Origin of the sequence: Devosia subaequoris (assembly GCF_014197055.1) — a bacterium.
Classification (GTDB): Bacteria; Pseudomonadota; Alphaproteobacteria; order Rhizobiales; family Devosiaceae; genus Devosia; species Devosia subaequoris.
In genome coordinates, this window is the sequence record NZ_JACIEW010000009.1 from 106,080 (window position 1) to 132,751 (window position 26,672).

Here is a 26,672-nt window from a genome sequence, read left to right on the forward strand (position 1 = left end):
CAACCCTGATCTTCACGAGGCCGCTATGACCGCGCCCCAGTCCGCCGCTCCTACGACAACTTCGCTCTTGGCTCGCCTGTCCGGCGCCAATCTGCAGCAATATGTCGTCTATGTCGGTTTTCTGGCCATTTTCCTGTTCTTTGCGGTGGTGCTGCGCGACAGCGGCTTCCTGACCCAGAGAAACCTGATCAACATCATCCTGCAGACCGCGCCGGTGACGATCATGGCTATCGGGCTGGTCTTTGCCCTGTCGGCCGGCGAGATCGACCTTTCGATCGGCTCAACTGTTGCCGTTTCGGCGCTTGGCGGGGCGATGGCGATGGCGGCATTTCCGCAGGCGGCGCTGCTCGCCGGGATTGGCGCCGGGCTGGGCATGGGGCTACTGGTCGGGCTGGTCAATGGGGCGCTGGTCGCCTATCTGCGGTTGCCCTCGTTCCTCGTGACGCTGGCCACCATGGGACTGTTTGCCGGCGTGGCGCGCTCGCTGACGCAATTGCGCTCGATACCGGTCACCGACCCCGTGTTTACGGGCCTGTTCGGTTCGGGAAATCTGTTCGGCATTCCATCACTGGTCATTTGGACAATCGCGGCGGTTGCCATCGGCCACTTCATCTTCCGGCAAACCAAATATGGCGCGCACGTGCTGGCGACGGGTGACAATGCGCGGGCGGCCATGGTCACCGGCATCAAGGTGCCGCGCGTCCGGCTCTCGGTGTTCCTGATCAGCGGCGCCATGGCCGGCCTGGCCGGGCTGCTCTATTCGGGGCGGCTGCAGGCGGCGAAATATACGTTGGGCGAAACCGATCTGATGACGGTGATTGCCGCGGTGATTGTCGGCGGCACGCTGCTCCATGGTGGAAAGGGCTCTATCATCGGGGCGCTGGTGGGCTCGCTGATGATGGGCATGCTCAATAATGGGCTGATCCTGATGGGGCTCTCCGTCTCCGACCAGATGATCGTACGCGGTCTCATCATCCTCATCGCCGTTGCGGTCTCGCTGCGCGAAACCTCCCGCTAGGAGTTCAACCATGTTTCTCGACGTTCTGCGCCGCCGCAACCCTGCCTTTGTCGAAGCCGCCATGGCGCTGCATCAATCAGGGCAGGTACCGGCCAATGCCTACGTGCTCGATCTCGATGCGGTCGAAGCCAACGCCCGAGTGCTCAAGTCCGAGGCGGACAAGTACGGCCTCAAGATCTTTGCCATGACCAAGCAGGTGGGGCGTTCGTCCAGCTTCTGCCAGGCGGTGCAGCGTGGCGGTATCGAAAAGTCGGTGGCCGTCGATATGGCCTGTGCGCGGGCGACCCACAATGCTGGTATGCCGGTGGGCCATCTGGGGCATTTGCAGCAAGTGGCGCGGGCCGAGGCCGATGCGGCTGCAGCAACTTTCCGTCCGGACTACTGGACCGTTTTCAACGCCGAAAAGGCACATGAGGCGGGGCAGGCGGCGCACAAGGCGGGTTACAAGCAGAACCTGCTCGCGCGGATCAAGGCGGAGGGCGATACGTTCTATCGTGGCCATGAAGGCGGGTTCGAGGCAGCCGACATCGTGAGCGTGGCCGAGGGGCTGGACCGGGTCGAAGGTGGGCGCTTTGCCGGGATCACGACTTTCCCGGCGCTGCTGTTCGACCACGAGACGCGCAAGGTGAGGCCGACGCCGAACCTGGCGACCCTGTCGCGTGCGGCTGAAGCGCTGCGCAAGGCGGGCCGGCGGGATGTCGAGATCAATGCACCCGGAACCACATCGTCAGTGTTGTTGCAGGGACTAGCCGAAGCCGGGGCAACGCAGTGCGAGCCGGGCAATGGGCTGCATGGCACGACGGCGCTGCATGTGATGGAGGATCTGCCCGAATTGCCGGCGGTACTCTACCTTACCGAAGTGTCGCATCTGTCGGGCGGCAAGGCCTATTGCCTGGGCGGCGGGTTCTATATCGATCCGATCTTCCCTGATTATCCGGTCAAGGCCATCGTGTCGCGCGAGCCGACGACGGCTGCAGGCGCGCTGCGCGATGTGGAAATTCCGCCCCCTTCGGCCATCGACTATTACGCGATGATCGATGCCGATGGCGCCTCCGCACCGCGACCCGGCGATACGGCGGTGTTCGGGTTCCGCGGGCAGGCTTTTGTCACGCGCGCCTATGTCGTGGGGGTTTCCGGCGTTTCGACGGGCAACCCCAAGGTCGAAACCATTGAAGACAGCTTTGGCCGCACAGCGGCATGGCCGGTATAGGAGCGCACGACATGACCCAACCTGTTCTGGCCCTCAACAATATCCGCAAGAGCTTTGGCGGCGTCGTTGCCATTGAGGATTTCAGCCTCACCATCGAGCCGGGCGAGATCGTCGCACTGGTCGGTGACAATGGCGCGGGCAAGTCGACGCTGATCAAGATCGTCTCCGGCGTGCATGCGCCAACCGCCGGCAGCATCGTCATCGAAGGAGAAAGCGTCGCCATGTCAAGTGCGACCAAGGCCCGGGAGCACGGCATCGAGGTCGTTTACCAGGATCTGGCGCTGGCCGATCAGCAATCGGTCTATATGAATCTGTTCCTCGGGCGCGAGGTGACCAAGGGACCGTTCGGACAGCTTGATCGCAAGACCATGATCGCCGAGACCCAGCGCCTGGTGGATGAATTGGATGTGCGCATTCCCTCACCGCACGCCACTATCCGCGATCTGTCGGGTGGGCAGAGGCAGGGTATCGCCATTGCCCGCGCCACGCGCTGGGCCAAGAAGCTGATCCTGCTCGATGAACCCACGGCAGCGCTGGGCGTCGCGGAAACGGCCAAGGTGGAAAAGATCGTGGCCGGGCTCAAGGCGCGCAATATCGGGGTGCTGATCATCAGCCATAGCTTGGATCAGGTGTTCCGTTTATCGGACCGGATCTGTGTACTGCGACGCGGGAAGCAGATCGGCATTCGCAACACAGCTGACACCGACAAGAACGAGATCGTCTCGATGATCACGGGTCTGAGCGCGTAGTAGGTCCAAGGGGCCGTTGCAATATACGGCCCTCAGCAACGCGTCCCAAGTACAAGCCCGCTGCGCGGGATGTTCAGCGGCATCGTTTAGGCCTTTGAGCGGCTAAGGTTGCAGTCGGACCACCATCAAACCGCCAAGCGCCGGTATTACCGCTGAATTGAGATGGGCGTGCTCGAAAAGCTGTTCGAGGCACTGGCCAGGAAAGGTAACCTCGATTGGGTGGCGTCGATTCCACTTCCATCCGTGTCCAGCCACAAGCCGCCGGTGCATGGCAAAAGGGGGACGGACACCCAAGATCTTGGCCGCTCTCGCGGCGGGCTAGGCACCAAGATCATGTCGTTGTGCGCCCGGCGCGCCGGCGCGCGTTGTGCTTGCGCCGTGCCATCGCGGTTACCTGATCCATGGCAAGGATCTACTGGACGGCCTTAAGTCTCGCCACGTCATCGCTGACCGCGCCTCTGACGCCGAGCACTTCCACGACACCCTTCTTGATGCTGGAGCGATCCCCGTCATCCCGCCAAGACAAGAACGGCGGCGTCCCCACACTTGCGACTGACAGCTCTCCAACCTAGTCCAGAGCCGCGATGGCGGTCATTTCGACGCGCAGACCGGGAATGGCAAGGCGGGCTTCGACTGTTGCGCGTGCGGGCAAGTTGGCCTTGTCCAGCCACTCGTCCCACACCGCATTCATGGCGTTGAAATCGCTGATATGGGGCAGGTAGATATTGACCGACAGGAGCTTCGCGCGGCTAGTTCCCGACCTTTTCAAGAGGTCATCTATCTTGGCGAGCACTTCGCGCGTCTGTACTTCAATCGGGGCACCGATACTGTCGGCGATCTGGCCCGCAATATAGACGGTGTGGTTGTGCACCACGGCCGCGGCAAAGCGCTGGCCATTCTCAATTCGCTTGATCGTCATAAGGTCCTCAATTGATGCGCAAGCCGGAAGCGGCGTCGAAGAGGTGAACGGTGCCGGGCATAGGGGCCAAGCTAAAATGATCTCCAGGACCCATCTGCAGGCGTTCGCGCAGCGCCACCATAACTTCGGTGCCGGCGAGGCGGCTGACGACCTGGGTTTCGGCGCCGGTTGGCTCCACGGTGACGATCTCGGCTGGCGTGCCGCCATCGGACACGACCAAATGTTCGGGACGGATGCCAAGCATAATTGCCTGACCGTCGACTCTGTCAGGAGTGGTGTCCAAAGCGATTTCGGTGCCGTCCTCGGCAATGAAACGCCCGGCGCGGACCGTGCCGGGCAGCATGTTCATCGCCGGCGAGCCGATGAAGCCGGCAACGAAGACATTGGCAGGCCGATCGTAGAGCTCCAGGGGAGTGCCAATCTGCTCGATGAGACCATCATGCATGACGACGATGCGGTCGGCCATGGTCATGGCTTCTATCTGGTCGTGGGTGACATAGACGGTCGTGGTCTTGAGACGGGCATGGTTTTGCTTGATCTCGCTGCGCATCTGCACGCGCAGCTTGGCATCGAGGTTGGACAAGGGCTCGTCGAAGAGGAAGACAGCTGGACTGCGCACGATGGCGCGGCCCATGGCCACACGCTGGCGTTGGCCACCAGACAATTCCTTGGGTAAGCGTTCGAGATAGGGCGTCAGGCCGAGAATACCGGCTGCTCTCGCAACCCTCTCCTTGCGCTCGGCGGGGGACATCCCCTTGAGGCGGAGTGCAAAGGTCATATTCTGCTCGACGGTCATATGAGGATAAAGCGCATAGGACTGGAACACCATGGCAATGTCGCGATCCTTGGGTGCCAAGTCGTTGATGATCTGTCCACCAATCGAAATATCGCCGCTGCTGATCTCCTCAAGGCCCGCGATCATGCGCAGCAGGGTGGACTTGCCACAGCCGGACGGGCCGACCAGAACTAGGAATTCGCCGTCCCGGATGTCGACCGAGACACCCTTGAGGACTTCCAACTTATTGTAGATTTTGCGCACGTCGCGAATCGTGACTGTACCCATAATGGTGCCTCCAGCGGATTGACTAATATGTGGCCCGGCCACCGGAAAGATCGAAAACGGACGCCGTTGTGAAGCTGTTTTCCCGGCTGACGAGCCAGCCAACCATGCTGGCGGCTTCTTCCACTTCTAGGAAACGGCCACGGGGGATGCGGCTGAGCATGTATTCGATGAATTCAGGCTTGAGCTCATCGAGGATGCGCGTCTTGGCGGTGGCTGGCGTGATGGCATTGACGGCAATGTCATACCGCGCCAATTCCTTGCCAAGCGCCTTGGTCATCGCAATGACGCCACCCTTGGCCGCCGCATAGGCAGAGGCCAACGGATTGCCTTCCTTGCCGGCGATCGAGGCGATGTTGACGATACGCCCATAATTGGCGGCCTTCATGTAGGGCACAACGGCGCGATTGACGTAGAAGGCTCCATTAAGGTCGATATCGACCACCCGGCGCCATTCGATAGGATCGTACTCGTCGAGCGGGGCATTCTTCCCAGCGATACCAGCCGAGTGAACGAGGATGTCTATGCCGCCAGTGCCTTGAGCGACCGATGCGGCTGCGGCCGCCACGGCGTCACAATCGGCAATATCCACGATCACGGTGGATGCGGCTTCACCCAGTCGGGCCTGAGCAGATGCCAGAACACCTGCGTCAATATCCCAGAGGCTGACGCGGGCACCCGAGGCCACGAGACGAGAGGCGATGGCCAGGCCAATCCCCTGTCCTCCGCCGGTGACAATGGCGGTCTGGTTGTGAAGATCGTAAGAATTCATGGATATCGGTCCAACTGGATGTCGGTGAAATTGTAGAAGCGCGCTGCATTGCCGGCAAATATGGCCAGCAGCTCATCATCGCTCAGATCAGCGAAGATGCGCCGGAAGCTCTCATAGGTCTGAGCAAAGCTGGCATGCTGGGTAACCACCGGATGGTCGCTGGCCAAAAGGCATCTATGTGGCCCAAAGGCGTCAAGGCAGGTCATGGCCACGTCGCGCAGGCTCGCTTCGGTCCAGTCCGGATCGTAGGCCACCATGTCGGAAATCTTGAGCACCAGGTTTGGCACACGGGCGAGGCTGGATAGTCCCGATGCCCAGTTGGCCATGCCCTCGACCGTCCGGTCGAATGGGGAGCCACAATGATTGAGGGCAAAAGCAACCTCGGGAAACGCCGCCAGCAGGTCGAGCACCTCCGCAACCTGCCAGGGCGATATCAGAAGATCAAAAGACAGGCCATAGCGGCCGAGTGCGGCGAGGCCGCGACGCCATTGCGGGTCGGCCACCAGATGCTTGTCGGCCACAGCAGAGCGCGCGGGGTCGGGATGCCAGCTGACAATCTGGCGTATCCCGGTTACCCGGCCATTTGCGGCCATTGCGGCCAGGGTGTCTTCCACATCGGGCGCGCGCAGATCGGCAAATCCGACGTAGCGCCCTGCAATGCCCGAGGGGCGCTCAAGGCTATCGAGCCAGGCGATTTCGCCCAACGGATTGGTCGCGTCCCAATTGGCCTCCACATGAACGCTGGCAATGACGTCGTATCCGCGTGTGTCGCGCAGATAGTCCTGCGGTAGGCAATTGCGCGTAAGGACCGCGTCCTGTTGTCCGCGCAACCACGGATGACGGTCAATCGCCAAATCCCAGAAATGGTGGTGGGCGTCCACGATCGGGCCGCAATAGAGCCCTGCACTGTCACGCAACGGGCTCATTAACGCCCCATATGAACGCGGCGGGCGATCTGCTCGGCTAGCGTCAGCCAGCGGCGCGCCACTGCGCCGTTCCATGACATGGCCGTGGCAAGCGCCTCGGCCTGCAACTGGGAGAGGCGCTCCACAGGCAGTCCGGCCGACCCGTCCAGTTCAGACGCTATGGCAAGAAAGCGTTCCGCTGCCGCCTCACCACCCAGGCGGGGGGCCAAGTCGCGCGTGACGAATTCAGACCATTTCAGCGCCGGATTCCAGGTGAAACGGGCAAAAGCCAGATAGCTCAGTTCCACGGTGGCGCTGTAGTCGGAAGCCTCTCCCCAGACGGTCAGCCCCTGCATGCCCAATTGCGCGCCGCGTCTGGCCATGTCGGCGAAATCGCCGCCATTGAAGGCATATCGTTCGGTCCGATTGTCGCCATTCCACTGGCTCGCAAACTGGCAGCGAAGGACGTTTGGCTGGGTAGGCAGCGACGCCACATAGCCCGGTTCGAGTTCGTTGCGCAGCCGCTTCCAATAACTGCGATTGGCAGTGTGCTGGTAGATGGCTCCCTGAGGCAGCGCCGATTGCGCAGACGTTGCCACCGGATCGAGCAGATTGTCCCATTGCATTTCGCAATAGATCCAGAGGTCGGGCCGCTTCGCTATTGCAGCCGCATAGAGGCGGGGAAAATTGATCGCCATGTCGGTGTGTGACCAGGAGTCGCCGTGAACATCTTCGCGCCTTTGCGCCTCGGCGTCATTGTCTCGGCGGGCTCGGCAGCGGTCGCAATCACAGACGCCATAATCGCCGCTCTCAATATTGATGCCGCCAATTTCGAACGTCTCGGCCAGCCATGCGACAGCCTCTTCCATCCAGTCCATGGTTTCGGGCGCGCTGGGGCATGCGCTCATGGTGTAGTCCGAATGGGGGAAGTTCAGCGGGAAGGCGAGATCGGCGATCTGGAATCCGACATCTCGGTTCATCTTGGCGGCATGCTGCGGATTTTCCTTCAACCAGGTCGACAGATTGTAGCGGTGCTTGCCCTCCCAGTAGACGCCGCCATATGCGCCGATGGCAATGCCGGGAATGATGCGCACACCCCGCTCATTGGCATAGCGACAAAGCTGCTGGGCAGCCTCAACCCCGCCATGACTGTCGCGCAGAAAGCCATAGATGATAATGCCGCCAATGCGGTTCCTGGAGCAGAAGTCGATCAGGCGCTGATAGTCGGCTAGAAAGCCGCCGGGCGGCTTCTGATAAGGATTGAAGACGCCGATTTCCTGATGACCTATCTGGGATAACTCCCAATTGGTGGAATGGTCCCAGGTCCAGAATGACCGATATTTCATGCCTGGCGCACCCGCGATCGGGGCATCTGCAAGGCGAGCCAGAAGGCGGTCACTAGCGCTGTGAGCGATGAGTTCTTCGACGCCGTAGATGACGCCTGAAAACGGGCCGCCGCGCACTTCGATGGTTCCATCGAGGGCACTAATCACAAAGGCGCCTTCTGCCAAGGACGTATCAAGAACCAGTCTGATCGACTGTTCCTGGAGCGGGCTATCATGAAGAGATTCACGGAGACGCTCGGCCGCATAGGGGTGTGTGTGTCTGTGCGCCATCGATCATCATACCTCGTCTCCGCTCGCTTCACATTGACAGAATAAAGCATCATGACTATCAAATATCAACATTAATTTTTGCTGGTGATAATGCACTCATCCTCGGCAGCATCCCACAGGAGCGTTCATGCCTGCGCAATCCGTCTTCGATTTCGCCAGTCTGCAGCAGACCTGGGCCATGCCCAGCGCGCCGCGTCCGATCACCATTTTAGGCGCCGGTGGCATCGTCCGAGACGGGCATTTGCCAGCCTATCGGAGAATGGGACTTCCAGTCGCCGGCGTCTTCGATGTGAACGCGGAAGCCGCGCGCAAACTTGCTGCCGATTTCGACATCCCGGTGGTCCATCAAACTTTGGACGACACCCTCGCCGCCTGCGGCACGCGCGGTGTGTTTGACCTGGCGCTACCGCCGGCCGCGATCCTGCAAACAGTGGAACAACTGCCCGAGGGCAGCATTGCGCTCATCCAGAAGCCGCTGGGCCCGGATGGGGCAGCGGCGCGTCAGATCGTTGACACCTTGCAAGCCCGCTCGGTCACCGCCGCCACCAATTTTCAGCTGCGTTTCACCCCCTCGATGTTGGCCATTCGTGATGCGGTGCGTCGGGGCCTGCTGGGCGACATTGTCGACGTCGAGGTTCGGCTTGCCGTTTATATGCCCTGGGAGCTGTGGTCGTTCATCCCCTCGCTGGACGCGGTGGAAATTCCGCTGCATTCCATTCATTATCTCGACTGGATACGGTCTCTGCTCGGCGAGCCTGAAAGCGTTTTTGCTAAGGCCGTGAAGCATCCCCGCTACCCGACCCTGGCCGATGCGCGGTCCAGCATTATCCTTGATTATGGCGACCGCGTGCGCTGTGCGCTATCGCTCAATCACACCTACAATTACGGCCCCAAACATGTCGAAGCCACGATAAGGGTCGAGGGCACAAAGGGCGCCGCCCACCTGAGCGTGGGCTACCTGATCGACTACAACAAGCCGGTCCCTGAAAAGCTCGAATTTGTCACCGAAGGCGGCACATGGACCGAACTGCCGCTCAAGGGCGAGCGGGTGCCGGATGCCTTCGGCTTCGTCATGGCGAACCTGCAGCGCTTCGCTGCGGGAGAGGATGCCGTGCTCGACACCGATGTCCGAGACTCGGTTCGTACCATGGCGCTTGTGGATGCTGCGCTCAAGTCCAGCAGACTGGGCGGCGTCGTCCCCGAGTGATTGAGATATTGATTTCGCATGAGATATTGTACTTTCATATTTCAAATTACTCGTGTTAGCGTGTTGGAGTTGAAGTCTGGTCGCGGAGGGACGCGGCCAAGCTGGATAACGAGGGAGTCGCGCCCAAGCCGACAGACCGGGCCGACTGCAAATCAAGGGAAGCGGAGATGACGACAGAATCGAATTTCGCAACGTTGCGCCAAGGGTTGCAGCTTGGCTGCGCAGCCCTGGTGCTGGCGGCCGCTGGACTGGCCGCGCCGGCCTGGGCCCAGGATACCACGAGCATCAAGGTCTTGAACTGGCAGCCCGGCGGCCCCGAATACTGGATTGCGCTTGTTGAAGCGTTCGAGGCCGAGAACCCGGACATTACGGTGGAATTGGAGACCGTACCCTTCGATCGCTATCCGGAGGTCCAGGGTCCCTACATTACGACCCGCTCGGGCCCCGACGTGATGCAAAATAACAGCGGTCTCGAACTATATGACCGGCGTTCGGCCTACATTGAGCTGCCACCGGAAACCCTGGCTGCTGGCAAGAACCTGATCACCTATGCTGGTGGTTGCCTCAATTTCGACACCACCCAGCCCTGCTACGGCCTGCCCTTCGGCTATCAGGGCAACGTCATGTACTACAACAAGGCGGTGTTGACGCAAGCCGGGCTCAATGCCGAAAGCCCACCCACCACATGGGAGGAAATGGATGCCGCCTGTGAGGCGGTCAAGGCGATCGGCAAGACCTGCCTCGCGCATGGCATGACCGGCGTGTTCCCGGCCTATTGGAACTTCCCGGAAATTGCCCGCAATTTTCTGACCGAAGATGATATGCGCGCGGTCCTTGCCGGGGATCTGCCCTGGACCGACCCGAAGATGACAAGCATTCTCGAAGCCATGGCTTCGATCGGGGAGCGCGGCTGGATCAATTCCAACTCGCCCTCTATCAGCATGCTGCCTGACGGCGCCGACATCTTTGCCAGCGGCAACGCCGCCTTTGCTAGCACGATCATCGCCGATGCGGTGAATTGGCAGGCCTTTGGAGCGGCACTGGGCGACGAAAACGTCGGTGCTATGCGCTGGCCGGTTCTCGTGGCAGACGCTCCGCTGGCCAACAGCTTCTCGGGCACCGAGAGCGCGGTCTTCGGCGTATCCTCCTGGACCAACAAACAGGACGCCGCACTCAAGTTCGTCGAATTTATCGCTGGCACTGAAAACGGCAATCTTCTGACATCGCTGGGCGGTGGCATCGCGCTCAACAACAACGTCGATCCGAGCCTTATTCCGGAATCGCAGGCGCTCGCGCAGATCCAGGAGATCATCAAGACGCCGACACTGCATGCGGGCATCCTGCTCAGCGGTCAGGAAGCAGATGCACTGGCCCGCGGCTGGCAGGAAGTGACTCTGGGCCGCCTCAGTGTGCCGGATTGGGCTGCGCGTATGCAAGTCGCCCTCGAAGAAAGCCCAGGCAAAAACTGACCCCGCCGGGTGGCCTTCGGGCCACCCCGCTCTCTTCTATTTAAGGCAACAGCTATGAATACCTCCGACATTGCCGCCCCCGCCCTCATAAAGGCGGGACGGCGGAAACGCGGGTCTACGCGCACCAAGATAGTGCTGATCCTTGCGCTTGTCCTGCCCGGTTTGCTGCTGGCAATCCTGTTCAAGCTGGTGCCGCTGGTTCGTGCCTTCTGGCTGAGCCTGATGCAAACTCGCGGATTCGAAGAGCCGAGCTTTGCCTGGTTTGCCAATTACCAGTCGATGTTCAGAGACCCCACATTCCTGCAATCATTTCAGAACGGGGCCACGGTGTTCCTGACCTTGCCGGTCTGGGTCGTCCTGCCGCTAATCGTTGCGCTGCTGCTATTCCAGCGCACGCCCGGCTGGAAGCTGTTTCGCGCTGTCTATTTCGTGCCCTACATGATCGCCCCGGTCGTTGTCGGCATCATGTTTCGCCAGATCCTGGCGCCCGAGGGTCCGCTCAATGCCATGCTGATCGGAGTGGGCCTGGCTCCCCTCGCCATCGAATGGTTGAACGGGCCCACAAGCGCCCTGTTCTCACTCACAGCCGTCGCCCTCTGGGCATTCTTCGGCCTAGGCGTGCTCACATATCTTTCCGGCCTTGCGACGGTTTCCCAGGATGTCATGGAGGCCGCCAGGCTCGATGGCGCCGGCTTCTGGCGTGTGTTGGTGAGCATTGCCGTGCCACTGATCAAGCCGGTAATCGGCTATTGGACGGTGCTGTGCATGTCGAGCATGCTGATCTGGATGTTCCCGCTCATCTACGCGCTGACGCGCGGCGGACCGGGCAGCTCAACCATGCTGCCAGAATATCTGGTGTTCATCACCACGTTCGAATTCCTAAACCGCGGCAAGGGTGCTGCGATCGGCATGGCGTTGTTCGTCTTTGCCGCACTGGTGTCGGCATTCGTCGTCCGCCGCATGTATCTCGATGGCAAGGGGGAGCGCTCATGAGCACGAGTGCACAATCTGGCGCATTCCACCCAAGAGGCCGACGCGGTTCGCCGGTCGCCCGCAGCCTGTCACGGTGGCTTGTGACTCTCGTTCTTGTCGTGGTGGCGGCAGCAGCGCTTTATCCGCTTATGTTCACGATCATCAATTCGGTGAAGTCGCGTACAGGCTATTCGCAGAACCCGCTCGGCCTCCCCTCCGGCATCACCTTTGAAAACTACATCGACACGTTCAACCGGATGAACGTGCTCCGCCTGTTGCTCAATACGATCATCACCACCGGCGGGGGGCTGCTGCTGTCCACAGTCGCGGCGCTGTTCATCGCCTATGCGGTCACCAAGCTGCGCATGCCTTTCGGTAATTTCCTGTTCCTGTTCATCATCTCCATGCTGGTCATTCCCAGCCAAGTGGTCATCTACCCGCTTTATGAAACCATCCTGAATCTGGGTATGGGCGGTTCCTACCAAGGGTTGATCCTCGCCTATGCGGCATTCGGACTGCCGATGAGCACCTACCTGCTGGTCGCCTATTTCCGTGCCATCCCCGATGAGCTGATCGAGGCGGCGCGGCTGGATGGCGCGGGCGACATGCGCATCCTATTCGAAGTGCTGCTGCCGGTATCGACGCCCGCCATCGCGGCCCTTTCCATCCTGAACTTCGTCTGGATGTGGAATGACCTGCTCCTGCCACTGGTGATCATGGGCGGCTCTGACAAGACGACCTTGATGGTGGGCATTGCCCTGCTTTCGGGCCAGTACGACGTTTCAATTCCTCTGATCAGTGCGGGCCTGATCATCGCACTGCTGCCGGTTTTGGTGGTCTATCTGCTGTTCCAGCGCCAGATCTTAAGCGGCGCGATTTCCGGGGCCGTACGATGACAGTAGGGGGCCCGGGCGCGGCCGTCATGTACCTGTACCGGCTGAAGCCGGGCATGGGCGAGGAGTATGACCGGCTGCATCGTGCGGTCTGGCCGGAAATGCTCGACCTGATCGATCAGGCTGGCATCTACGATTACCAGATCTGGCGACACGAAGAGATCGTAATCGTGCGGCTGCGCACACAGCATAGCTTCGAACAGGCCGCAGCCACGACTGCTGCCAGCCCCATACAGGCCCGCTGGACTGCTTACATGGGCCATGTGTTCGCCCAGACCGAAGCTGCAGACGGCCAGCCCTTGTGGCTGAACGAGGTCTTCAGCTATCGCCCCGGTCCTAGCGAGGTACGCCGATGAGCGCTGTTCTTTCAGTGGTCGCGAGCAGGCGGGCGCTTCTCGCGGATCGGTGCCAGGGGAAAACGCGGCTCAGGCAGGGTGCCGCCCAGGGCGGTGGTAATAGCGCTTGCGGCGCCAAACTGTATACGGCACGCGGCCTCGAAGCTGATGCGTTCGCGCGCGGAGGAAAGGTAGGGCATGGTCAGAACCGCCGCCGCATGACCTTCCGAATCCAGGATGGGAAAGCTCACGTCGGTAATGCCCTGCAGACCCTCGCCCGCGATCATCTCGTAACCGCGTCGGCTGATGGCCGCGATGCGCTGCTCGAGTGCCATGGCTTCCTCGGCGGAGAGGGCCTTTTCGATCTGGGAGAAGGCCCAGCGCTGGTCGGTCTCGCGCTGGAAGGCAATAAGGACACGGCCCGACGCGGTGGCAACCGCCGGATTCTGCGTGCCAACGCGCAGGCGAAACCCCAGTGGCGCAGGACTATCCACCTGTGCAACGACAAGAATGTCGAGATGGTCGAGAATCGCGACGTGGAGGGCCTGATAAGCCTCCACCGAAGCCGAGTTGATGATCGGTCCCGCAATGTCGAGAAGGCGCCGCAGCGGGGGATGCCGGTTTGCAAGGTAGTGCAACCGGTGGGAAAGAAAATAGCCTTCTTCACCGATCCGGCGCTGGATGAAACCACGTCGCTCCAGCACCATGACAACGCGATAGACCTCCTGCAGAGAGCGCCCGAGCAACTGGGCGATCTCACTCTGGCTCACGCCACGCGACATGCCGGCGAGCAATTCCAGAATATCGAGCCCCTTTTCGAGTGCCGGGGCGCCGTAGGCTTGCCTGGCATCCGCCGCAGACGCGGTTGCATCCGACTTGCGGGCTCGGACCTTGGTTGTTTCGGCGGCGGCTTTGGATGTCCTGACCATTCTGTCCTGCACAATGAAGTCGATGCAATTCGATATCACAAGAGAGATCGGATTATCATATATAAAATTAATTCTACACCGCTTACTACGCAACGAAAACACCGGTGGGTCTTTCGCAAAGACACTCCTCACACAGCAATACCGAGAGCAGTAAATGACTCGTAATATAACCGAACAATTGACTCCTGCCACCGTGGACTTCGGCAAGCCCGGCAAGCAGATTGGTGTGTTCCACGTACCGCTCTCGGCTCACGACGATGCCTGGGGCGTGGTGCCGGTGCCGGTTGCGGTCATCGGTAACGGCGAGGGACCCACGGTCATTCTCGAGGGGGGTAATCATGGCGATGAATATGAGGGGCCCATCGCGCTTGGCGAAATGATCCGCGACCTCAGGCCTGAAGATATCCAGGGCCGGCTCATCTTCATTCCGGCTATCAACCAGCCCGCTGTCAACTCGGCATTGCGCACGTCGCCAATCGACGGCATCAATATGAACCGGACCTTTCCGGGGGACCCGTTGGGCACGACGACTCGCCAGATCGCGGCTTATGTAAACGACGTCCTCTTCCCGATGGGCGACGTGTTTATCGACCTGCATTCGGGTGGCTCATCCCTCGATATCATTCCCAGTTCCGTTATCGAGCCCGGGCGCACGCCCGAACAGCATGCTGCAAATGTGGCTGCGGCGCAGGCATTCGGCGCGCCGATCGCAGTGGTGATCGACAATCGAGGCGATCCACGCACGGCCACCGCCTCGGCCGCACTGGCGGGCATGACGGTGATTGGCACCGAGATGGCAGGCGGCGGCACTGTTTCCATTGATGCGCTGGCGCTTTGTCGGCGCGGCATCCGCAATGTTCTTGCTCATGTCGGTGTCCTGCCCGCCAGCGCAGCAAGTCAGGTCGAAAAGGCCTCCAAACTCTATGAACTGACTGCACTGGCTCATGTCATCTCCGAGGATGACGGCGTGTTCGAGCCTATGCACAGGCTAGGCACTGAGGTGGTCGCTGGCGAACTGGCAGGGCGCATTCATTTCCTTACGCAGCCGGGGCGCACGCCTGTCGATCTGCAATATCGCGCTAGCGGCATGGTGTATGGCCGTCGCCAGCCTGGTCGGGTTCGTCCTGGCAATTGCTGTCTGGTAGTTGCCACCCCTTATGAAAGGCATGACGCATGATCACGTTGAACGACGTCCGGGCCGCAGCAGATCGCATCGCACCCTATATTCGGCACACACCGACAATTGCGGTAGAAGCGGTCTCGCAGCCCATCACAGATGCCCGGCTTTCGCTGAAACTCGAATCCCTGCAGGTCACCGGCTCCTTCAAAGCCCGTGGAGCCACCAACAAGCTGCTATCGATGCCAAAGGAAGCGCTTTCCCGTGGCATTGTGACGGCGTCGGGGGGCAATCACGGCCTGGCCGTGGCGCGCGCATCAAAATTGGCTGGTGTGCTGGCAACGGTCTATGTCACTGAAAGCGCCACCGCCGAAAAGCGGGAAAAGCTCAAGCGTTGGGGCGCCAATGTGGAAGTCGTCGGACAAATTTGGAACGAGACCAATGTTGCCGCCCTAGACTTTGCGGAGCAGACAGGTGCGGCCTATTTTCATCCTTTTGCTGACCCGGATGTTGTAGCTGGTCAGGGTACTGCGGGCATCGAGTTGCTTGAAGCGGTCCCGGACGTCGATGTGGTTTTGGTTGCCATCGGCGGGGGCGGGCTGATCTCAGGCATGGCAGTGGCCCTCAAGGCGCTTAAACCGTCCATTCGAATCGTCGGCATCGAACCCGAAGGTTCGCCAACGCTCAAGGCCTGTCTGGATGCAGGTCGTCTTGTCCATCTCGATCGGGTCACCAGCCGCGTGGCAACGATGAGCTGCGCGGAGACGGACCAGAAGGTGTACGAGACCGTGCGGGATAACGTCGACGAGATCGTTGTGGTGTCTGACGAGGCAATGCTGGAAGCTGCAAGGTGGCTGTGGTTCGAAATGGGTATCGCGGCCGACCTCAGCGGTGCCGCCGCTGTTGCAGCCCTGCGCGGGAAGGCAATCGACATACCGTCCAATCAATCCGTTGCTGCAATGGTCTGTGGCGCTGGTAAGGACGCACTCTAAGAAAGCCTGCAATGCGATGCCAGCGCTCAAGTTGCCTGAAGCGCCGATAAGCGGCTGGCATCTGCCGGGCACTTCAATATCCGTGGACGTCGTGGCCAAAAGCCAAGCCGGCCGGTGTGCACTGTGGAGTGGCCACCCCGCGTTCGTTGACGACAGAGCGCGAGCACCGGCTGAACGGTATCGGAAAGTTGGCTCACATTTTCACCTTACTCACGTAAGAAACCTCGGCTTTCCGACCACCCTTTCCAGCCAATTCGGGCTCGCGTGCCGCTAGCCATCCGGAGTTGCCAACCCGATGGCCGCTACTGGCGCCAACTTCGAAACGGTCGCCAAAACAGTCCGTCGCATCAGCAATGCGCAGGTCGCCCGCAACGCTACGTCAGTCCCCAAGGGGCTCGAGAGTTTTTCCCTCGCGGTGCGCGAGGACAGTGTATTTAATCCGACGTAGCGTTTCGCGGGACGATGGATCCAGACGGTAACCGACCGCGGTTGATAACAGGTCTATTATTAGAAGAAATGCATATCGCGAAGCGGTCGGCTTCAGCGTATCTGGATATTCCGGAACCTCCACCGTCAGCTTGACGTCGCACAAGGCCGCCAGCTCGGAATCCGGCGCCGTGATGCCGATGGCCTTGGCGCGATAGTGCTTTGCCAGTTCAACCACCTCGATAACCTCACGGGTGCGGCCCGTCCCGGAAATGGCGATGACGAGATCGTTCGGCTTGAGCGTCGCTGCCGTCATTTTGAGGATGTAGGGGTCCGAATGCGAGACGGTCACTATACCATAGCGAAAAAGCCGGTTCTGCGTTTCATGCGCTAGCGATGTGGAGCTGCCGCCGAGACCGAGAACGACCACCTGATGGGCGTTGGCCACCAGATCTGCCGCCTCGAGAACACTCGCCGGATCGATGCTGCGCTCGACCACGGAAATGGCGTTGCGCGCTTCGCTGAACACGACCTTCATCAAAGGAGAGCCGTCGCCAGCCGGTTGTTCCGGCGATACCTGATCCAAATAGAGGCGCCCCACCACCACGCTCTGCGCCAGTTTGAGCTTGAAATCGCGCACACCCTCACAGCCGATCGAACGGCAAAAACGGGTAACGGTGGGCTCACTGACATTAGCACGCTGGGCAATTGCGGCATTCGAGGCGTCAACGGCGAAGCTCACATCCGCCAGTACCACATCCGCCACTTGCCTCTCGGCCGGACGAAATTCGGTGTACGTGTCCTTGATGATCGCAAGAATGTCCGGGATCGGCTTGGTAAAACCGTCCTTGCCACGGTTGGGTGGGACGTGCGTTTGCATATGGACGCCCTTCCGCAGGGTGGGTGCACCCAGGCTATCGAATTAGCGACAGACTCGCGTCTTGGGACGCGATAGATCAGGCCCGTTCTCGTATTACACAATCGACGAGGCTGCAAGATTGTAGGAAACTTACACATCAATCAAGCAGATTTCAGCGAAAACAGGGTCAAATCGGCCAGGTCTCGAGATTTTCAGCTCTCGCTTGACAGTAATGTAGGTTAGTTACACACTGATCGGGTTGGCAGGTTACAGGCTCTTTGGGGGAGTTGTCACTTGATGCCGACGAGAGGCGGAGAATCGTGAGGGACGATGTCTGACGCTGCCATTATCCAGCCCAAGTTGGGCGTGCGAAACGCCACCAAGAGCTATTCCACGCGCTCTGGCGACCTGCTGGCAATCGACGATTGCTCGCTGGACGTAAAGGCTGGTGAGATCGTGTCCATCGTCGGTCCGTCGGGCTGCGGGAAAACCACTTTGCTGTGGTCGATGTCTGGATTGCATCAGCTGAGCAGCGGCGAAGTCTTGCTCGACGGAAAGTTGGTGGACGGACCTAATCCCGAGATCGGCATGGTCTTTCAGGACGCCAATTTGCTGCCCTGGCGCAATCTCGATCAGAACATCAATTTTCCTTTCGAAATCATGGGGGCCAAACCTGATCGCGCCTGGGTTGACGATTTGCTCGGCCGCGTTGGCCTGGCTGGCTTTGGCGGCCGCATGCCGCGCGAGCTGTCTGGCGGTATGCAGCAGCGCGCGGCATTGGTGCGCGCGCTGTCGTTCAAACCCTCGGTACTCTTGATGGACGAACCATTCGGCGCGCTTGACGCATTCACCCGTGAGGAAATGAACCAGATGGTCGAAGAAATCTGGATGGACTCACCGACCACCATCGTTCTGATCACCCATTCGCTGGAAGAAGCGATTTTCCTGTCGGATCGCATCGCGGTGATGAGCCCGCGCCCTGGCAAGGTCGCCAGCATTCATGAGGTGCCTTTCGCGCGGCCGCGCTCGCTCGAAATCATGGCGACCAAGGAGGTTTTCGACCTCACCAATATCATCAAGAAGGAAATCGTGGGCGACCAGCAAAGCCGCTATGCCCGTTCATCCGATGCGCCGGTGGCGCAGGCCGCCCGTTGAGGATCTCATGAGCGAATCCGACACCATTCCCCAGTTCAAGCGCGGCGGCGTCGGCAGCGACAAGGTCGACATTTCGGGCGGCATGTCATCTCTGGCAGCCGGTCCCGGCATCCGGTCGCTGAGCGAGGTTCTCGCCATCATCGCGGTCGCCGTCATGATCATCGGCGGCACCGAGCTCGCGCTCAACCTGTTTGCCGTGCCCCAGTACATTCTGCCCAAGCCAAGCGAAATCGCGATGGCCCTGGTCTCCGACTTTCACCTGATCGCGCCGCAACTGGGCCATACGCTGATCGAACTCTTCTCCGGATTCGGCATCGGTGCTGTGGTGGGTCTGGTGCTGGCGGCGGTGATCACCCAATATCCCTTCGCCGAAAAGATCATCACACCCTACATTCTCTTGCTGGTGACCACGCCGATGCTGGCGCTTGTGCCCCTGCTGATCCTGCGTTTCGGGTTCGGGTACGAACCGCGCATCATCGCAGTGGCTCTCGCCTCGGGACCCATGGTGATGATCAATGCCGCGACGGGCTTTCGCCGGGTCGATAGCGGCAAGATCGCCCTTGCCCGGTCCTATGGCGCGTCGACGCTGCAGATTTTCTGGAAAGTGCGGGCGCCGATGGCGCTGCCAATGATTTTTGTAGGGCTCATGGTGGGCTCGATCTTCGGGCTGCTGACTGCCGTTGGCGCCGAGATGGTGGGAGGCGGCTTCGGGCTCGGCAACCGCCTGACCTCCTATTCTTCCATGATCCAGATGCCACAGTTCTTTGCTGTGGTGCTGATCCTGTCGATCCTGGGCATCCTGATCTACACGCTCTTCTTTCTTCTCGGGAAGAAATTCGCCAGCTGGGAGGCCTGATACGACCCGTCGTCCGCATGGGCGGCGGCCTGCATGCTCAACGAAACGAACCATAAAAGAGGGATTAACATGGCTAGCATTCTGACTCCCGGCGGTTTGAGCCGCCGCACTTTCCTCCAGGTTTCCGCGGCCGGCGTTGTGACGGCGACTGCTCTTGGCGGTGTCGGTCGGGCCTTCGCCGAGCCCTACGAGAAGTTCACCTGGATCTCCCCGCGTGGCACGCTCGAAGTGCTGGACGATTTCGGTTTCTGGATGGGCAAGAAGCTTGGCTATTTCGACGATCTGGGTGTCGAAGTCGACATGCAACCTGGCCCGTCCGATGGCACGGCAACTGTCAAGTTCGTCGATGTGGGGCAGGCCGATATGGGCTTCCCGTCTCCGGGCATCTTCTCGTTTGCGCTGGAAAACGGCATGGACCTGAAATCGGTGTTCCACTGGGGCGCTCTGGACACGTTCAGTCTCGCGTTCCGCAAGGGCGAAGGCACCAACGATCTGAAGACGCTCGAAGGCAAGACCATTCTGCTTGGTTCGGCTGCCTGGCAGTCCATCGTCGATCCGATGCTGGCCGTACAGGGCGTCGACGTTTCCAAGGTCAAATATGTCGAGGCCGGCTGGCCGACCTGGGGCACCGCCTTGCAGGCGGGGCAGGGCGATGCCGCGTTGGCCTGGGAAGGGTTGCGGGCCGAGTGGATTTCGACTGGTCTGGATTTCGAATACTGGCTGGGTGTGCAGCGCTCGCCGCTGGTCGCCAACACCTATGTGGCCCGCGCCGCAGACCTCGAGGATCCCGACAAGAATGCGTTCCTGAAAAAGTACCTTCGCGCCTGGTCCATGGGTCTGGAGGCGTCGTACCAGAACCCGCGCGCTGCAGTGCATGCCGTGTTCGAGCAGTTCCCCTCGGTGGCCTCCGCCAACGGCCCCGAGCAGGGCACCATGTCCATGCTGCAAAACCTCAATGTGGTCCGCGGTGACATGGCCAACCGTCAGGGTTGGGGCGATCACGACATGGCCGCATGGCAGACCTTTTTTGACGAAGTGTATGCGCTGGGGCAGGTCAAGAACCCGGTCAAGGCAGAAGATGTGTGCACCAATGAGTGCATCGCCGCGGCCAATGACTTTGACCACGAAAAGGTCAAGGCCGACGCGCTCGCGGTTGAGCTGCCGGCCGATCTGGCGGCCGTCGACGTGGATAAACTACAGGCCAACCTGTTTGACCAGGCCGTCTCGTAATTGCCGATAACGAGGTGGGCGGCTCCGGCCGCCCACATTTTTTGTACCAGTTTTTTGGGGAGGGTCTTATGGCCGAGAAGGTGCGCGTACTGGTAGTGGGGCTGGGGAACATGGGCAAATCCCATGCAAGCGCCTATCACCGCAATCCCGGATTCGAAATCGTGGGCATCATGAGCCGCACGATCAAGTCGAAACTGATCCCGGACGAGCTTCAGGGCTATGAATTGTTCGAAGATCTGGACGCGGCGCTGGAAGCCACAAAGCCAGATGCAGTTTCGATCAACTCCTGGCCCAACACCCATGCCGAATACGCCATCAAGGCGATGAACGCGGGCGCCCATGTGTTCATGGAAAAGCCCATCGCGACGAATGTGGAAGATGCCGAAAAGGTCGTCGCCACGGCGAAAAAGACCAACCGCAAGCTGGTGCTTGGCTACATCCTGCGCGTACACCCGAGCTGGATAAAATTCATCGAACTGGGCCAGACCTTGGGTAAGCCGCTGGTCATGCGGCTCAATCTCAACCAGCAGTCTGGCGGCCCGACCTATGAGTGGCACAAGAACCTGATCGACTCGCTGATCCCGATCGTGGATTGCGGCGTGCACTATGTCGATGTGATGTGCCAGTTGACCGGCGCCAAACCGGTGCGTGTGCACGGCATTGGTGCCCATTTGTGGGCCGAGGCCGACAAGCCCAATTACGGCCATCTCCACGTCACCTTCGATGACGGATCGGTTGGTTGGTACGAGGCCGGCTGGGGACCGATGATGAGCGAGGTCGCCTATTTCGTCAAAGACGTGATTGGGCCCAAGGGCGCGGTTTCCATCGTTCCCGACCCACGTGAGCACAAGGATGGTGTCTCGGACTCCGCGGATATCGACCAGCACACCAAGACCGACGCCATTCAGTATCACCATGCCGAAGTCGCCCAAGGCGATAAGAGCTTCGTCCGCGAGGACGAGATCTTCACCATGGTCGATGAACCCGGACACCAGGATTTGTGCGATCGCGAGCAGGATTTTTTCCTCAAGGCAATCAACGAGGATATCGACCTCACCGATTCCATGGAGGCTGCGGTGAACAGCCTGCGCATCGTGCTCGCCGCCGAGCAGAGCATCAACGAAAAGCGGGTCGTCGAACTCGCCTGATCCCGCAATTGCCCGCGCCGGACCGGTCGGTCCGTGCCGGGCTCCGCGCACCCGGAGAAACCAGATGTCCCTGTCTGGAAGACAGTCGAACTACGACCTTGTTCTCAAGGGCGGCCGCGTCATTGACGTGCGCAACAACGTCGATGGACGCATGGATGTGGCGATCTCGCGCGGCAAGATCGCTGAGGTCGCGCCCGATATCGACGCCGGAAAAGGCGCCGTGCGCGATGTGTCCGGCAGCGTCGTCGCGCCCGGTCTCGTCGACATTCACACCCATGTCTATCACAAGGCGACCTCGCTGAGTGTGGATCCGGGCCTGATTGCACGGCGCTCCGCCTGCACAACATTGGTTGATGCGGGCAGTGCCGGCGCCGGTAATTTCGATGGCTTCCGCGACTATGTCATGGCGCATTCCGTCTATCGGATATTCGCGTTCCTCAATATCTCCTTTCCCGGCATTTTCGGCTTTGACCGCGACGTGGCAATCGGCGAGGCAACGCTGCGCGCCATGTTGCCCGTGCACCGCTGTGTCGAAACGATCGAGGCCAATCGGGATCGTATCATCGGGGTGAAGGTGCGCATTGGCGGTATCGTCACTGGCAAGCTGGGGCTGGGGGCGCTTGAGTTGGCGCTCGAAGCGGCCAATGCGGTCGAGCTGCCATTGATGACCCATATCGGTCCGCCACCACCCAGCTATGCTGACGTGGTCGACATGCTGCGTCCCGGCGACATTCTCACCCATTGCTACAGGCCCCAGCCGAACTCCGTGATCGGCGAAGACGGCAAGGTCATCGACGCGGTATGGCGCGCACGCGACCGTGGTGTGCTGTTCGACATCGCGCACGGCATGGGCGCGTTTGGCTATGAGACCGCCGAGCGCGCGCTTGAGGACGGGTTCAAACCCGATCTGATTTCATCTGATGTGCATGTCATCGCGGTCGATGGGCCCGGTTACGACCTGCTGCACACCATGAGCAAGCTGCTCAATTGCGGTTTGACCCTGCCTGAAGTCATCGAAATGTCCACCAGCCGCCCAGCGCTGGCAATCAACCGGCCGGAACTGGGGCATCTGGGTGTGGGGGCACCGGCCGATATCACGGTGCTCCGCCAGGTGGACAGCGATTATGTGTTTTCCGATGTCGTGGGCACCCAGCGGCAGGGATCAACCCTGCTACAGCCGGTCGCGGTTTATCTCGAAGGCCGCGAAATGGAAGTCAGCCGCCGGCCCTTTGAAGAAGCGTTTCTCGTCGGCAGCCATCATTGTCACTGAAGGTGAACCATGAGCTACAAGGCCATATTCAGCTATGCCTGGGATATCGCGGAAATGGGGGTGTCCGCCGCAATTGAAGCGTTCGATGACCTCGGGCTCGACACCGTGACACTTGCGGGCACCTATCACGCCGGCAAGTTCATGCGTCCGCATGGCAGAACCGGCAAGGTCTATTTTCCCGAAGACGGCACGGCCTATTTCAGAACCGATCCGTCGCATTACGGCCAGATCAAGCCCTTGCCAAACAGCCTGCTCTCGCAGCATGACATATTGTCCGAACTGCTGGATGACGGACGCAAATCCGTCAATGTGTGGCTGGTTCTGCTGCACAACACGGCGCTGGGCATGGCTCACCCGGACAGTGTGGTGCGCAACGCCTTTGGCGATCCCTATTATTACAACCTTTGTCCGTCCGCTCCCGCCGCGCGTGCCTATGCACGCGGACTCGCGAGCGACGTGACCCAAAACTATCCGGTGTCGGGACTATCCCTGGAGGCGCCCGGTTTCACACCCTATGCGCACGGATACCACCACGAATTTGCGCTGATGCGGTTCAATCCATGGCTCGAGAACATGCTCGGCCTGTGTTTTTGCGACCATTGCGTGGCAGGGGCGAAAGAACGCGATATCGATGCAGCACGGCTCAAATCGCAGGTCGCTGCCGAAATCGACGCCTATCTGGAAAGCGACATCGACCTGCCCGATGACATGGCCGAGGCCTTCTGGCGCGCCGATATTGTCGCCGATGGTGACCTGCGCCGCTATCTCGATTTCCGCAATGATGTGGTGACGTTGCTGGTTGCCGAAATCCGTCAGGACGTGCGCAAGGACGCAACAATTGCAGTCATTCCCTCGGTGGCCCGCCCCACTGGCGGCGCCTGGTACGAAGGCAGCGATCTGAAGGCCCTGGGACGGGAAACTGGACTTATTGAGGCATGCTTTTACGAGCCCTCCGCGACGCGGGTCAAAGCAGATTTGTGGGATATCCGACGCCGGGTGGGTCCCGATGTGAAACTGCGCGGCATCCTGCGTCCCGCCTTTCCCGATCTGTCCAGCAAGGATGAGTTTCTGGCAGCCATCAACGCTCTACGTGAGGGCGGCGTGGACGAGCTCGGATTTTATAATTTCGGGCATTTGCGGCGCGCCAATCTCGCCTGGATCGGGGCCGCTTTGAAAGGATCGGCATGAGCACGCAATTTGCCGGAAAGACAATCGCCATCACCGGCGCCGCCGGTGGCATTGGCCGGTGGCTGTGTAGGTTTTTCGGCCAGTCGGGCGGCACCATCGTGGCGCTGGATCGCGACGACGCTGTTCTGGCACTGGCTGACGAACTGGGCAGATCGGGGATCGACGTCAAGCCGGCCCGTGTCGACATTGCCGATGCGGACGCGGTCCAGCAAACCTTTGCGTCGTACCCTTCCATCGATGTGCTCATCAACAATGCGGGCGGAACGCGGTTCCATTCCTTTGCAAAACTCGACCCCGCCGGCTGGCAGGCCGACATGGCCACCAACCTCAATGGCGCATTTGCCTGCGCCCATGCCGTTCTGCCGCAAATGGTCGAGCGCCGCAGCGGCAATATTGTTTTCATCGGCTCGGTCAACGGCCTGTCCGCGTTGGGCGATCCCGCCTACAGCGCCGCCAAGTCCGGGATGATCTCCCTCACGCGCTCACTCGCGCAGGAATACGGCCGATATGGTATCCGCGCCAATATCGTTTTGCCCGGCACCGTACGCACCCCGCTTTGGGAAGAGCGCAAGGCCAAGGACTCCAACGTGCTCAAAACACTTGAACGCTGGTACCCGCTCGGCCGCATCGTCGAGCCTGACGAGGTGGCCCAGGTGGTTGCCTTTCTTGCCTCCGATCTCGCCAGCGCCGTTACCGGCGCCGCAATTCCCGTCGATTGCGGCCTCACCTCTGGCAACATCGTGATGGCGCGTGAACTCACACTGGAGGAATTCTGAGGAGGATCTTATGGAAAAGTTGCGTGTCGGCATTATCGGCCTGGGGTGGTTCGGCGAAATCCATGCCGATACCATTGTGGGCATTCCCAATCTGGAACTGGCGGCGCTGTGTACGCGCACGCCGGAGCGCCTGGAGGCCATGGGCCAGAAGTACGGGGTCGAAAAGCTCTATCGTGACTATCATGCCATGCTCGCCGATCCCGAAATCGACGCGGTTTCGGTCTGCACCATGTGGGACCAGCATACCGAGCCGGCGATCGCCGCGCTGGAAGCGGGCAAGCATGTCTTTCTTGAAAAGCCCATCGCTTCCACGGTCGCGGGCGCCCAGAAAATCACCGCCGCCTCAAAGGGTAGCAAAGGCATCCTCTATATCGGCCACGTGGTGCGGTTCAATCCGCGCTATCGCATGGCCAAGCAGGCCATTGATGAGGGTCGGATCGGCCAGATCGTGGCCCTGTCGTCGCGCCGCAATATCCCCGCCGCCTGGACACCGACAATTCTGGAGAAGATCGGGCCCATTGTGGGGGACGCCATCCACGACAGCGATATCATGATGTGGATCACCGGCGATACGGTGGCGACGGCCTATGCGCAGACCGTGAGCGTACGCGGCCTGAAACATCCCGATATCGGGCAGACAATGTACCGTTTCAAAGGGGGCGCGACAGCGACGCTGGAAACGGTGTGGTGCATGCCCGAAAAAACGCCGTTCGATATTGACGAGCGCATGTCCATCATTGGCACCGAAGGCATCATCCACATTCAGGACACCTTCCCCAATCTGGCCATTGTAGATGGCAACAAGCTGCATTCACCGGACACAACCTATTGGCCCCTGTTCAATGGGGTGCGCGGCGGTGCCTTGCGCGAGGAATTTGAGTATTTCGCGCGCACCGCAACGAGCGGAGCTGAAGTAACCATCGGAACGCCAGAGGATGCGACCGCAGCGCTTGCCGCAACGCTCGCCGCCGAAGAATCGGCTCGCACCGGCAATGTGGTACAGCTGTGATGTCCGATTTCATTTTTGATCATGTGGGTATCACCACCACCGAGCCGCAGCCGGAGGAAGATTGGGTTGAGGCGAGCAAGATCTGGGTCACGAATCCGCATGCGCACCCTGAACACATCGAGTTTCTGCGCTATCGCGAAGACAGTGCCGTACCTGATGCGATCCGCAACAATCCGCATATCGCCTATCGGGTAACCGATCTGAAACCCCATCTCGAGGCAGAGGGCGTGGAACTTCTCATCGCTCGTTTTGTGGTAGGCGATTTCCTCGAAGTCGCCTTTGTGCGCAAGCACGGGGTCATTTTCGAGTATATGCGCTACCTCAAGGAGGGATGGTTCGCCAGCTAGTATCGCCGGATCTAAAAGTCTCCAACGCGCTTTGATCGCTGCCAGGCAGGTACGCGCCCCATTCCTGTCGTTCACGCCAACATAGCTCGATCCCGAAAGGAGACATTCGCCCCTAGGCGAGAACATTGGCGAGATACGATTACCGAGATCACATTGGTGGGTGTCGAGTAAGGTAATCTAGTCGAGCGGCTCTCCGGGTCCTGCTTCCCCCTCCGAGAGGGCGATCGTTAGAGAGTGCTGGAGGC

General features: G+C 60.3%; 26 protein-coding genes. 19 read left to right on the forward strand and 7 right to left on the reverse strand.

Features of this window, described 5'->3' with window-relative positions:
• Positions 1–25: 25 nt before the first annotated feature.
• The 3 genes from GGR20_RS16145 to GGR20_RS16155 are packed head-to-tail and all read left to right on the forward strand — an operon-like array spanning position 26 to position 2,977.
• Entirely contained in the window at positions 26–1,018 is a 993-nt protein-coding gene (locus GGR20_RS16145; RefSeq protein ID WP_183312399.1) for an ABC transporter permease, read from the forward strand.
• Between the two features lie 10 nt (positions 1,019–1,028).
• The gene (locus tag GGR20_RS16150) at positions 1,029–2,228 is read left to right on the forward strand and encodes an alanine racemase (protein ID WP_183312400.1); all 1,200 of its coding nucleotides are present in this window, start codon (positions 1,029–1,031) and stop codon (positions 2,226–2,228) included.
• An 11-nt stretch (positions 2,229–2,239) separates the two neighbouring features.
• Entirely contained in the window at positions 2,240–2,977 is a 738-nt protein-coding gene (locus GGR20_RS16155) for an ATP-binding cassette domain-containing protein (protein WP_183312401.1), read from the forward strand.
• Positions 2,978–3,545: 568 nt separating this feature from the next.
• On the opposite strand, the gene GGR20_RS16160 is transcribed toward GGR20_RS16155, so the two are convergent.
• The 5 genes from GGR20_RS16160 to GGR20_RS16180 are packed head-to-tail and all read right to left on the reverse strand — an operon-like array spanning position 3,546 to position 8,126.
• The gene (locus tag GGR20_RS16160) at positions 3,546–3,896 is read right to left on the reverse strand and encodes a RidA family protein (protein WP_183312402.1); all 351 of its coding nucleotides are present in this window, start codon (positions 3,894–3,896) and stop codon (positions 3,546–3,548) included.
• A gap of 7 nt (positions 3,897–3,903) precedes the next feature.
• A complete protein-coding gene (locus GGR20_RS16165) occupies positions 3,904–4,959 on the reverse strand; it encodes an ABC transporter ATP-binding protein (RefSeq protein WP_183312403.1) in 1,056 nt (351 codons plus the stop codon).
• Positions 4,960–4,981: 22 nt separating this feature from the next.
• Positions 4,982–5,728: an SDR family NAD(P)-dependent oxidoreductase gene (locus GGR20_RS16170; protein ID WP_183312404.1), complete on the reverse strand. Its 747-nt coding sequence runs from the start codon at positions 5,726–5,728 to the stop codon at positions 4,982–4,984.
• Entirely contained in the window at positions 5,725–6,654 is a 930-nt protein-coding gene (locus tag GGR20_RS16175) for an amidohydrolase family protein (protein ID WP_183312405.1), read from the reverse strand. Before GGR20_RS16175 ends, GGR20_RS16170 begins: the two co-directional genes overlap by 4 nt.
• A complete protein-coding gene (locus GGR20_RS16180) occupies positions 6,654–8,126 on the reverse strand; it encodes a hypothetical protein (protein ID WP_183312406.1) in 1,473 nt (490 codons plus the stop codon). Before GGR20_RS16180 ends, GGR20_RS16175 begins: the two co-directional genes overlap by 1 nt.
• A 250-nt stretch (positions 8,127–8,376) precedes the next feature.
• On the opposite strand from GGR20_RS16180, the gene GGR20_RS16185 reads away from it, so the two are divergent.
• From GGR20_RS16185 to GGR20_RS16205, 5 genes are all read left to right on the forward strand, one after another.
• Entirely contained in the window at positions 8,377–9,456 is a 1,080-nt protein-coding gene (locus tag GGR20_RS16185; RefSeq protein WP_183312407.1) for a Gfo/Idh/MocA family protein, read from the forward strand.
• Between the two features lie 167 nt (positions 9,457–9,623).
• Complete coding sequence (locus GGR20_RS16190; protein ID WP_183312408.1) at positions 9,624–10,925, forward strand: ABC transporter substrate-binding protein; 1,302 nt, start codon at positions 9,624–9,626, stop codon at positions 10,923–10,925.
• Positions 10,926–10,979: 54 nt separating this feature from the next.
• Positions 10,980–11,918: a carbohydrate ABC transporter permease gene (locus tag GGR20_RS16195; RefSeq protein ID WP_183312409.1), complete on the forward strand. Its 939-nt coding sequence runs from the start codon at positions 10,980–10,982 to the stop codon at positions 11,916–11,918.
• A gap of 80 nt (positions 11,919–11,998) precedes the next feature.
• On the forward strand, positions 11,999–12,793 hold the full coding sequence (locus GGR20_RS16200) for an ABC transporter permease subunit (RefSeq protein WP_253560330.1): 795 nt from the start codon (positions 11,999–12,001) through the stop codon (positions 12,791–12,793).
• Positions 12,790–13,146, forward strand: coding sequence for an L-rhamnose mutarotase (locus tag GGR20_RS16205; protein ID WP_183312411.1), 357 nt, complete (start codon positions 12,790–12,792; stop codon positions 13,144–13,146). The genes GGR20_RS16200 and GGR20_RS16205 overlap by 4 nt, the downstream gene beginning before the upstream one ends.
• 11 nt (positions 13,147–13,157) lie before the next feature.
• Here the strand turns inward: GGR20_RS16205 and GGR20_RS16210 are convergent, their stop codons facing one another.
• The gene (locus GGR20_RS16210) at positions 13,158–14,054 is read right to left on the reverse strand and encodes an IclR family transcriptional regulator (protein ID WP_183312412.1); all 897 of its coding nucleotides are present in this window, start codon (positions 14,052–14,054) and stop codon (positions 13,158–13,160) included.
• A gap of 154 nt (positions 14,055–14,208) precedes the next feature.
• On the opposite strand from GGR20_RS16210, the gene GGR20_RS16215 reads away from it, so the two are divergent.
• Together GGR20_RS16215 and GGR20_RS16220 are read left to right on the forward strand one after the other, a co-directional pair.
• On the forward strand, positions 14,209–15,231 hold the full coding sequence (locus tag GGR20_RS16215) for a succinylglutamate desuccinylase/aspartoacylase family protein (protein ID WP_183312413.1): 1,023 nt from the start codon (positions 14,209–14,211) through the stop codon (positions 15,229–15,231).
• The gene (locus tag GGR20_RS16220) at positions 15,228–16,163 is read left to right on the forward strand and encodes a threonine ammonia-lyase (RefSeq protein ID WP_183312414.1); all 936 of its coding nucleotides are present in this window, start codon (positions 15,228–15,230) and stop codon (positions 16,161–16,163) included. The genes GGR20_RS16215 and GGR20_RS16220 overlap by 4 nt, the downstream gene beginning before the upstream one ends.
• A gap of 379 nt (positions 16,164–16,542) precedes the next feature.
• On the opposite strand, the gene GGR20_RS16225 is transcribed toward GGR20_RS16220, so the two are convergent.
• Positions 16,543–17,469 carry a MurR/RpiR family transcriptional regulator gene (locus GGR20_RS16225; RefSeq protein ID WP_183312415.1) on the reverse strand — a complete coding sequence of 309 codons (927 nt, stop codon included), beginning with the start codon at positions 17,467–17,469 and terminating at the stop codon, positions 16,543–16,545.
• Between the two features lie 309 nt (positions 17,470–17,778).
• On the opposite strand from GGR20_RS16225, the gene GGR20_RS16230 reads away from it, so the two are divergent.
• The 9 genes from GGR20_RS16230 (at position 17,779) to GGR20_RS16270 (ending at position 26,427) form a co-directional block, all read left to right on the forward strand.
• On the forward strand, positions 17,779–18,603 hold the full coding sequence (locus GGR20_RS16230) for an ABC transporter ATP-binding protein (protein ID WP_183312416.1): 825 nt from the start codon (positions 17,779–17,781) through the stop codon (positions 18,601–18,603).
• 7 nt (positions 18,604–18,610) lie between these two features.
• Positions 18,611–19,459 carry an ABC transporter permease gene (locus GGR20_RS16235; RefSeq protein WP_183312417.1) on the forward strand — a complete coding sequence of 283 codons (849 nt, stop codon included), beginning with the start codon at positions 18,611–18,613 and terminating at the stop codon, positions 19,457–19,459.
• Positions 19,460–19,528: 69 nt separating this feature from the next.
• Positions 19,529–20,689: an ABC transporter substrate-binding protein gene (locus GGR20_RS16240; RefSeq protein ID WP_246349683.1), complete on the forward strand. Its 1,161-nt coding sequence runs from the start codon at positions 19,529–19,531 to the stop codon at positions 20,687–20,689.
• Between the two features lie 68 nt (positions 20,690–20,757).
• Positions 20,758–21,837 carry a Gfo/Idh/MocA family protein gene (locus tag GGR20_RS16245; protein ID WP_183312419.1) on the forward strand — a complete coding sequence of 360 codons (1,080 nt, stop codon included), beginning with the start codon at positions 20,758–20,760 and terminating at the stop codon, positions 21,835–21,837.
• Between the two features lie 64 nt (positions 21,838–21,901).
• Entirely contained in the window at positions 21,902–23,107 is a 1,206-nt protein-coding gene (locus GGR20_RS16250; protein WP_183312420.1) for an amidohydrolase/deacetylase family metallohydrolase, read from the forward strand.
• Positions 23,108–23,116: 9 nt separating this feature from the next.
• A complete protein-coding gene (locus GGR20_RS16255; protein WP_183312421.1) occupies positions 23,117–24,295 on the forward strand; it encodes a hypothetical protein in 1,179 nt (392 codons plus the stop codon).
• Positions 24,292–25,071, forward strand: coding sequence for an SDR family oxidoreductase (locus tag GGR20_RS16260; RefSeq protein WP_183312422.1), 780 nt, complete (start codon positions 24,292–24,294; stop codon positions 25,069–25,071). Before GGR20_RS16255 ends, GGR20_RS16260 begins: the two co-directional genes overlap by 4 nt.
• 10 nt (positions 25,072–25,081) lie before the next feature.
• Positions 25,082–26,080, forward strand: a complete 999-nt coding sequence (locus GGR20_RS16265) for a Gfo/Idh/MocA family protein (protein ID WP_183312423.1) — start codon at positions 25,082–25,084, stop codon at positions 26,078–26,080.
• On the forward strand, positions 26,080–26,427 hold the full coding sequence (locus GGR20_RS16270) for a hypothetical protein (protein WP_183312424.1): 348 nt from the start codon (positions 26,080–26,082) through the stop codon (positions 26,425–26,427). Before GGR20_RS16265 ends, GGR20_RS16270 begins: the two co-directional genes overlap by 1 nt.
• Positions 26,428–26,672: the final 245 nt, after the last annotated feature.

What these genes read in the sequence shown, in the direction of transcription:
- GGR20_RS16240 (WP_246349683.1), top strand. Translation starts at nt 19,529, where the DNA reads ATGGCTAGCATTCTGACTCCCGGCGGTTTGAGCCGCCGCACTTTCCTC.
- GGR20_RS16145 (WP_183312399.1), top strand. Translation starts at nt 26, where the DNA reads ATGACCGCGCCCCAGTCCGCCGCTCCTACGACAACTTCGCTCTTGGCT.
- GGR20_RS16205 (WP_183312411.1), top strand. Translation starts at nt 12,790, where the DNA reads ATGACAGTAGGGGGCCCGGGCGCGGCCGTCATGTACCTGTACCGGCTG.
- GGR20_RS16265 (WP_183312423.1), top strand. Translation starts at nt 25,082, where the DNA reads ATGGAAAAGTTGCGTGTCGGCATTATCGGCCTGGGGTGGTTCGGCGAA.
- GGR20_RS16195 (WP_183312409.1), top strand. Translation starts at nt 10,980, where the DNA reads ATGAATACCTCCGACATTGCCGCCCCCGCCCTCATAAAGGCGGGACGG.
- GGR20_RS16215 (WP_183312413.1), top strand. Translation starts at nt 14,209, where the DNA reads ATGACTCGTAATATAACCGAACAATTGACTCCTGCCACCGTGGACTTC.
- GGR20_RS16175 (WP_183312405.1), bottom strand. Translation starts at nt 6,654, where the DNA reads ATGAGCCCGTTGCGTGACAGTGCAGGGCTCTATTGCGGCCCGATCGTG.
- GGR20_RS16155 (WP_183312401.1), top strand. Translation starts at nt 2,240, where the DNA reads ATGACCCAACCTGTTCTGGCCCTCAACAATATCCGCAAGAGCTTTGGC.
- GGR20_RS16185 (WP_183312407.1), top strand. Translation starts at nt 8,377, where the DNA reads ATGCCTGCGCAATCCGTCTTCGATTTCGCCAGTCTGCAGCAGACCTGG.
- GGR20_RS16245 (WP_183312419.1), top strand. Translation starts at nt 20,758, where the DNA reads ATGGCCGAGAAGGTGCGCGTACTGGTAGTGGGGCTGGGGAACATGGGC.
- GGR20_RS16250 (WP_183312420.1), top strand. Translation starts at nt 21,902, where the DNA reads ATGTCCCTGTCTGGAAGACAGTCGAACTACGACCTTGTTCTCAAGGGC.
- GGR20_RS16170 (WP_183312404.1), bottom strand. Translation starts at nt 5,728, where the DNA reads ATGAATTCTTACGATCTTCACAACCAGACCGCCATTGTCACCGGCGGA.
- GGR20_RS16150 (WP_183312400.1), top strand. Translation starts at nt 1,029, where the DNA reads ATGTTTCTCGACGTTCTGCGCCGCCGCAACCCTGCCTTTGTCGAAGCC.
- GGR20_RS16210 (WP_183312412.1), bottom strand. Translation starts at nt 14,054, where the DNA reads ATGGTCAGGACATCCAAAGCCGCCGCCGAAACAACCAAGGTCCGAGCC.
- GGR20_RS16220 (WP_183312414.1), top strand. Translation starts at nt 15,228, where the DNA reads ATGATCACGTTGAACGACGTCCGGGCCGCAGCAGATCGCATCGCACCC.
- GGR20_RS16225 (WP_183312415.1), bottom strand. Translation starts at nt 17,469, where the DNA reads ATGCAAACGCACGTCCCACCCAACCGTGGCAAGGACGGTTTTACCAAG.
- GGR20_RS16235 (WP_183312417.1), top strand. Translation starts at nt 18,611, where the DNA reads ATGAGCGAATCCGACACCATTCCCCAGTTCAAGCGCGGCGGCGTCGGC.
- GGR20_RS16160 (WP_183312402.1), bottom strand. Translation starts at nt 3,896, where the DNA reads ATGACGATCAAGCGAATTGAGAATGGCCAGCGCTTTGCCGCGGCCGTG.
- GGR20_RS16260 (WP_183312422.1), top strand. Translation starts at nt 24,292, where the DNA reads ATGAGCACGCAATTTGCCGGAAAGACAATCGCCATCACCGGCGCCGCC.
- GGR20_RS16165 (WP_183312403.1), bottom strand. Translation starts at nt 4,959, where the DNA reads ATGGGTACAGTCACGATTCGCGACGTGCGCAAAATCTACAATAAGTTG.
- GGR20_RS16270 (WP_183312424.1), top strand. Translation starts at nt 26,080, where the DNA reads ATGTCCGATTTCATTTTTGATCATGTGGGTATCACCACCACCGAGCCG.
- GGR20_RS16190 (WP_183312408.1), top strand. Translation starts at nt 9,624, where the DNA reads ATGACGACAGAATCGAATTTCGCAACGTTGCGCCAAGGGTTGCAGCTT.
- GGR20_RS16255 (WP_183312421.1), top strand. Translation starts at nt 23,117, where the DNA reads ATGAGCTACAAGGCCATATTCAGCTATGCCTGGGATATCGCGGAAATG.
- GGR20_RS16230 (WP_183312416.1), top strand. Translation starts at nt 17,779, where the DNA reads ATGTCTGACGCTGCCATTATCCAGCCCAAGTTGGGCGTGCGAAACGCC.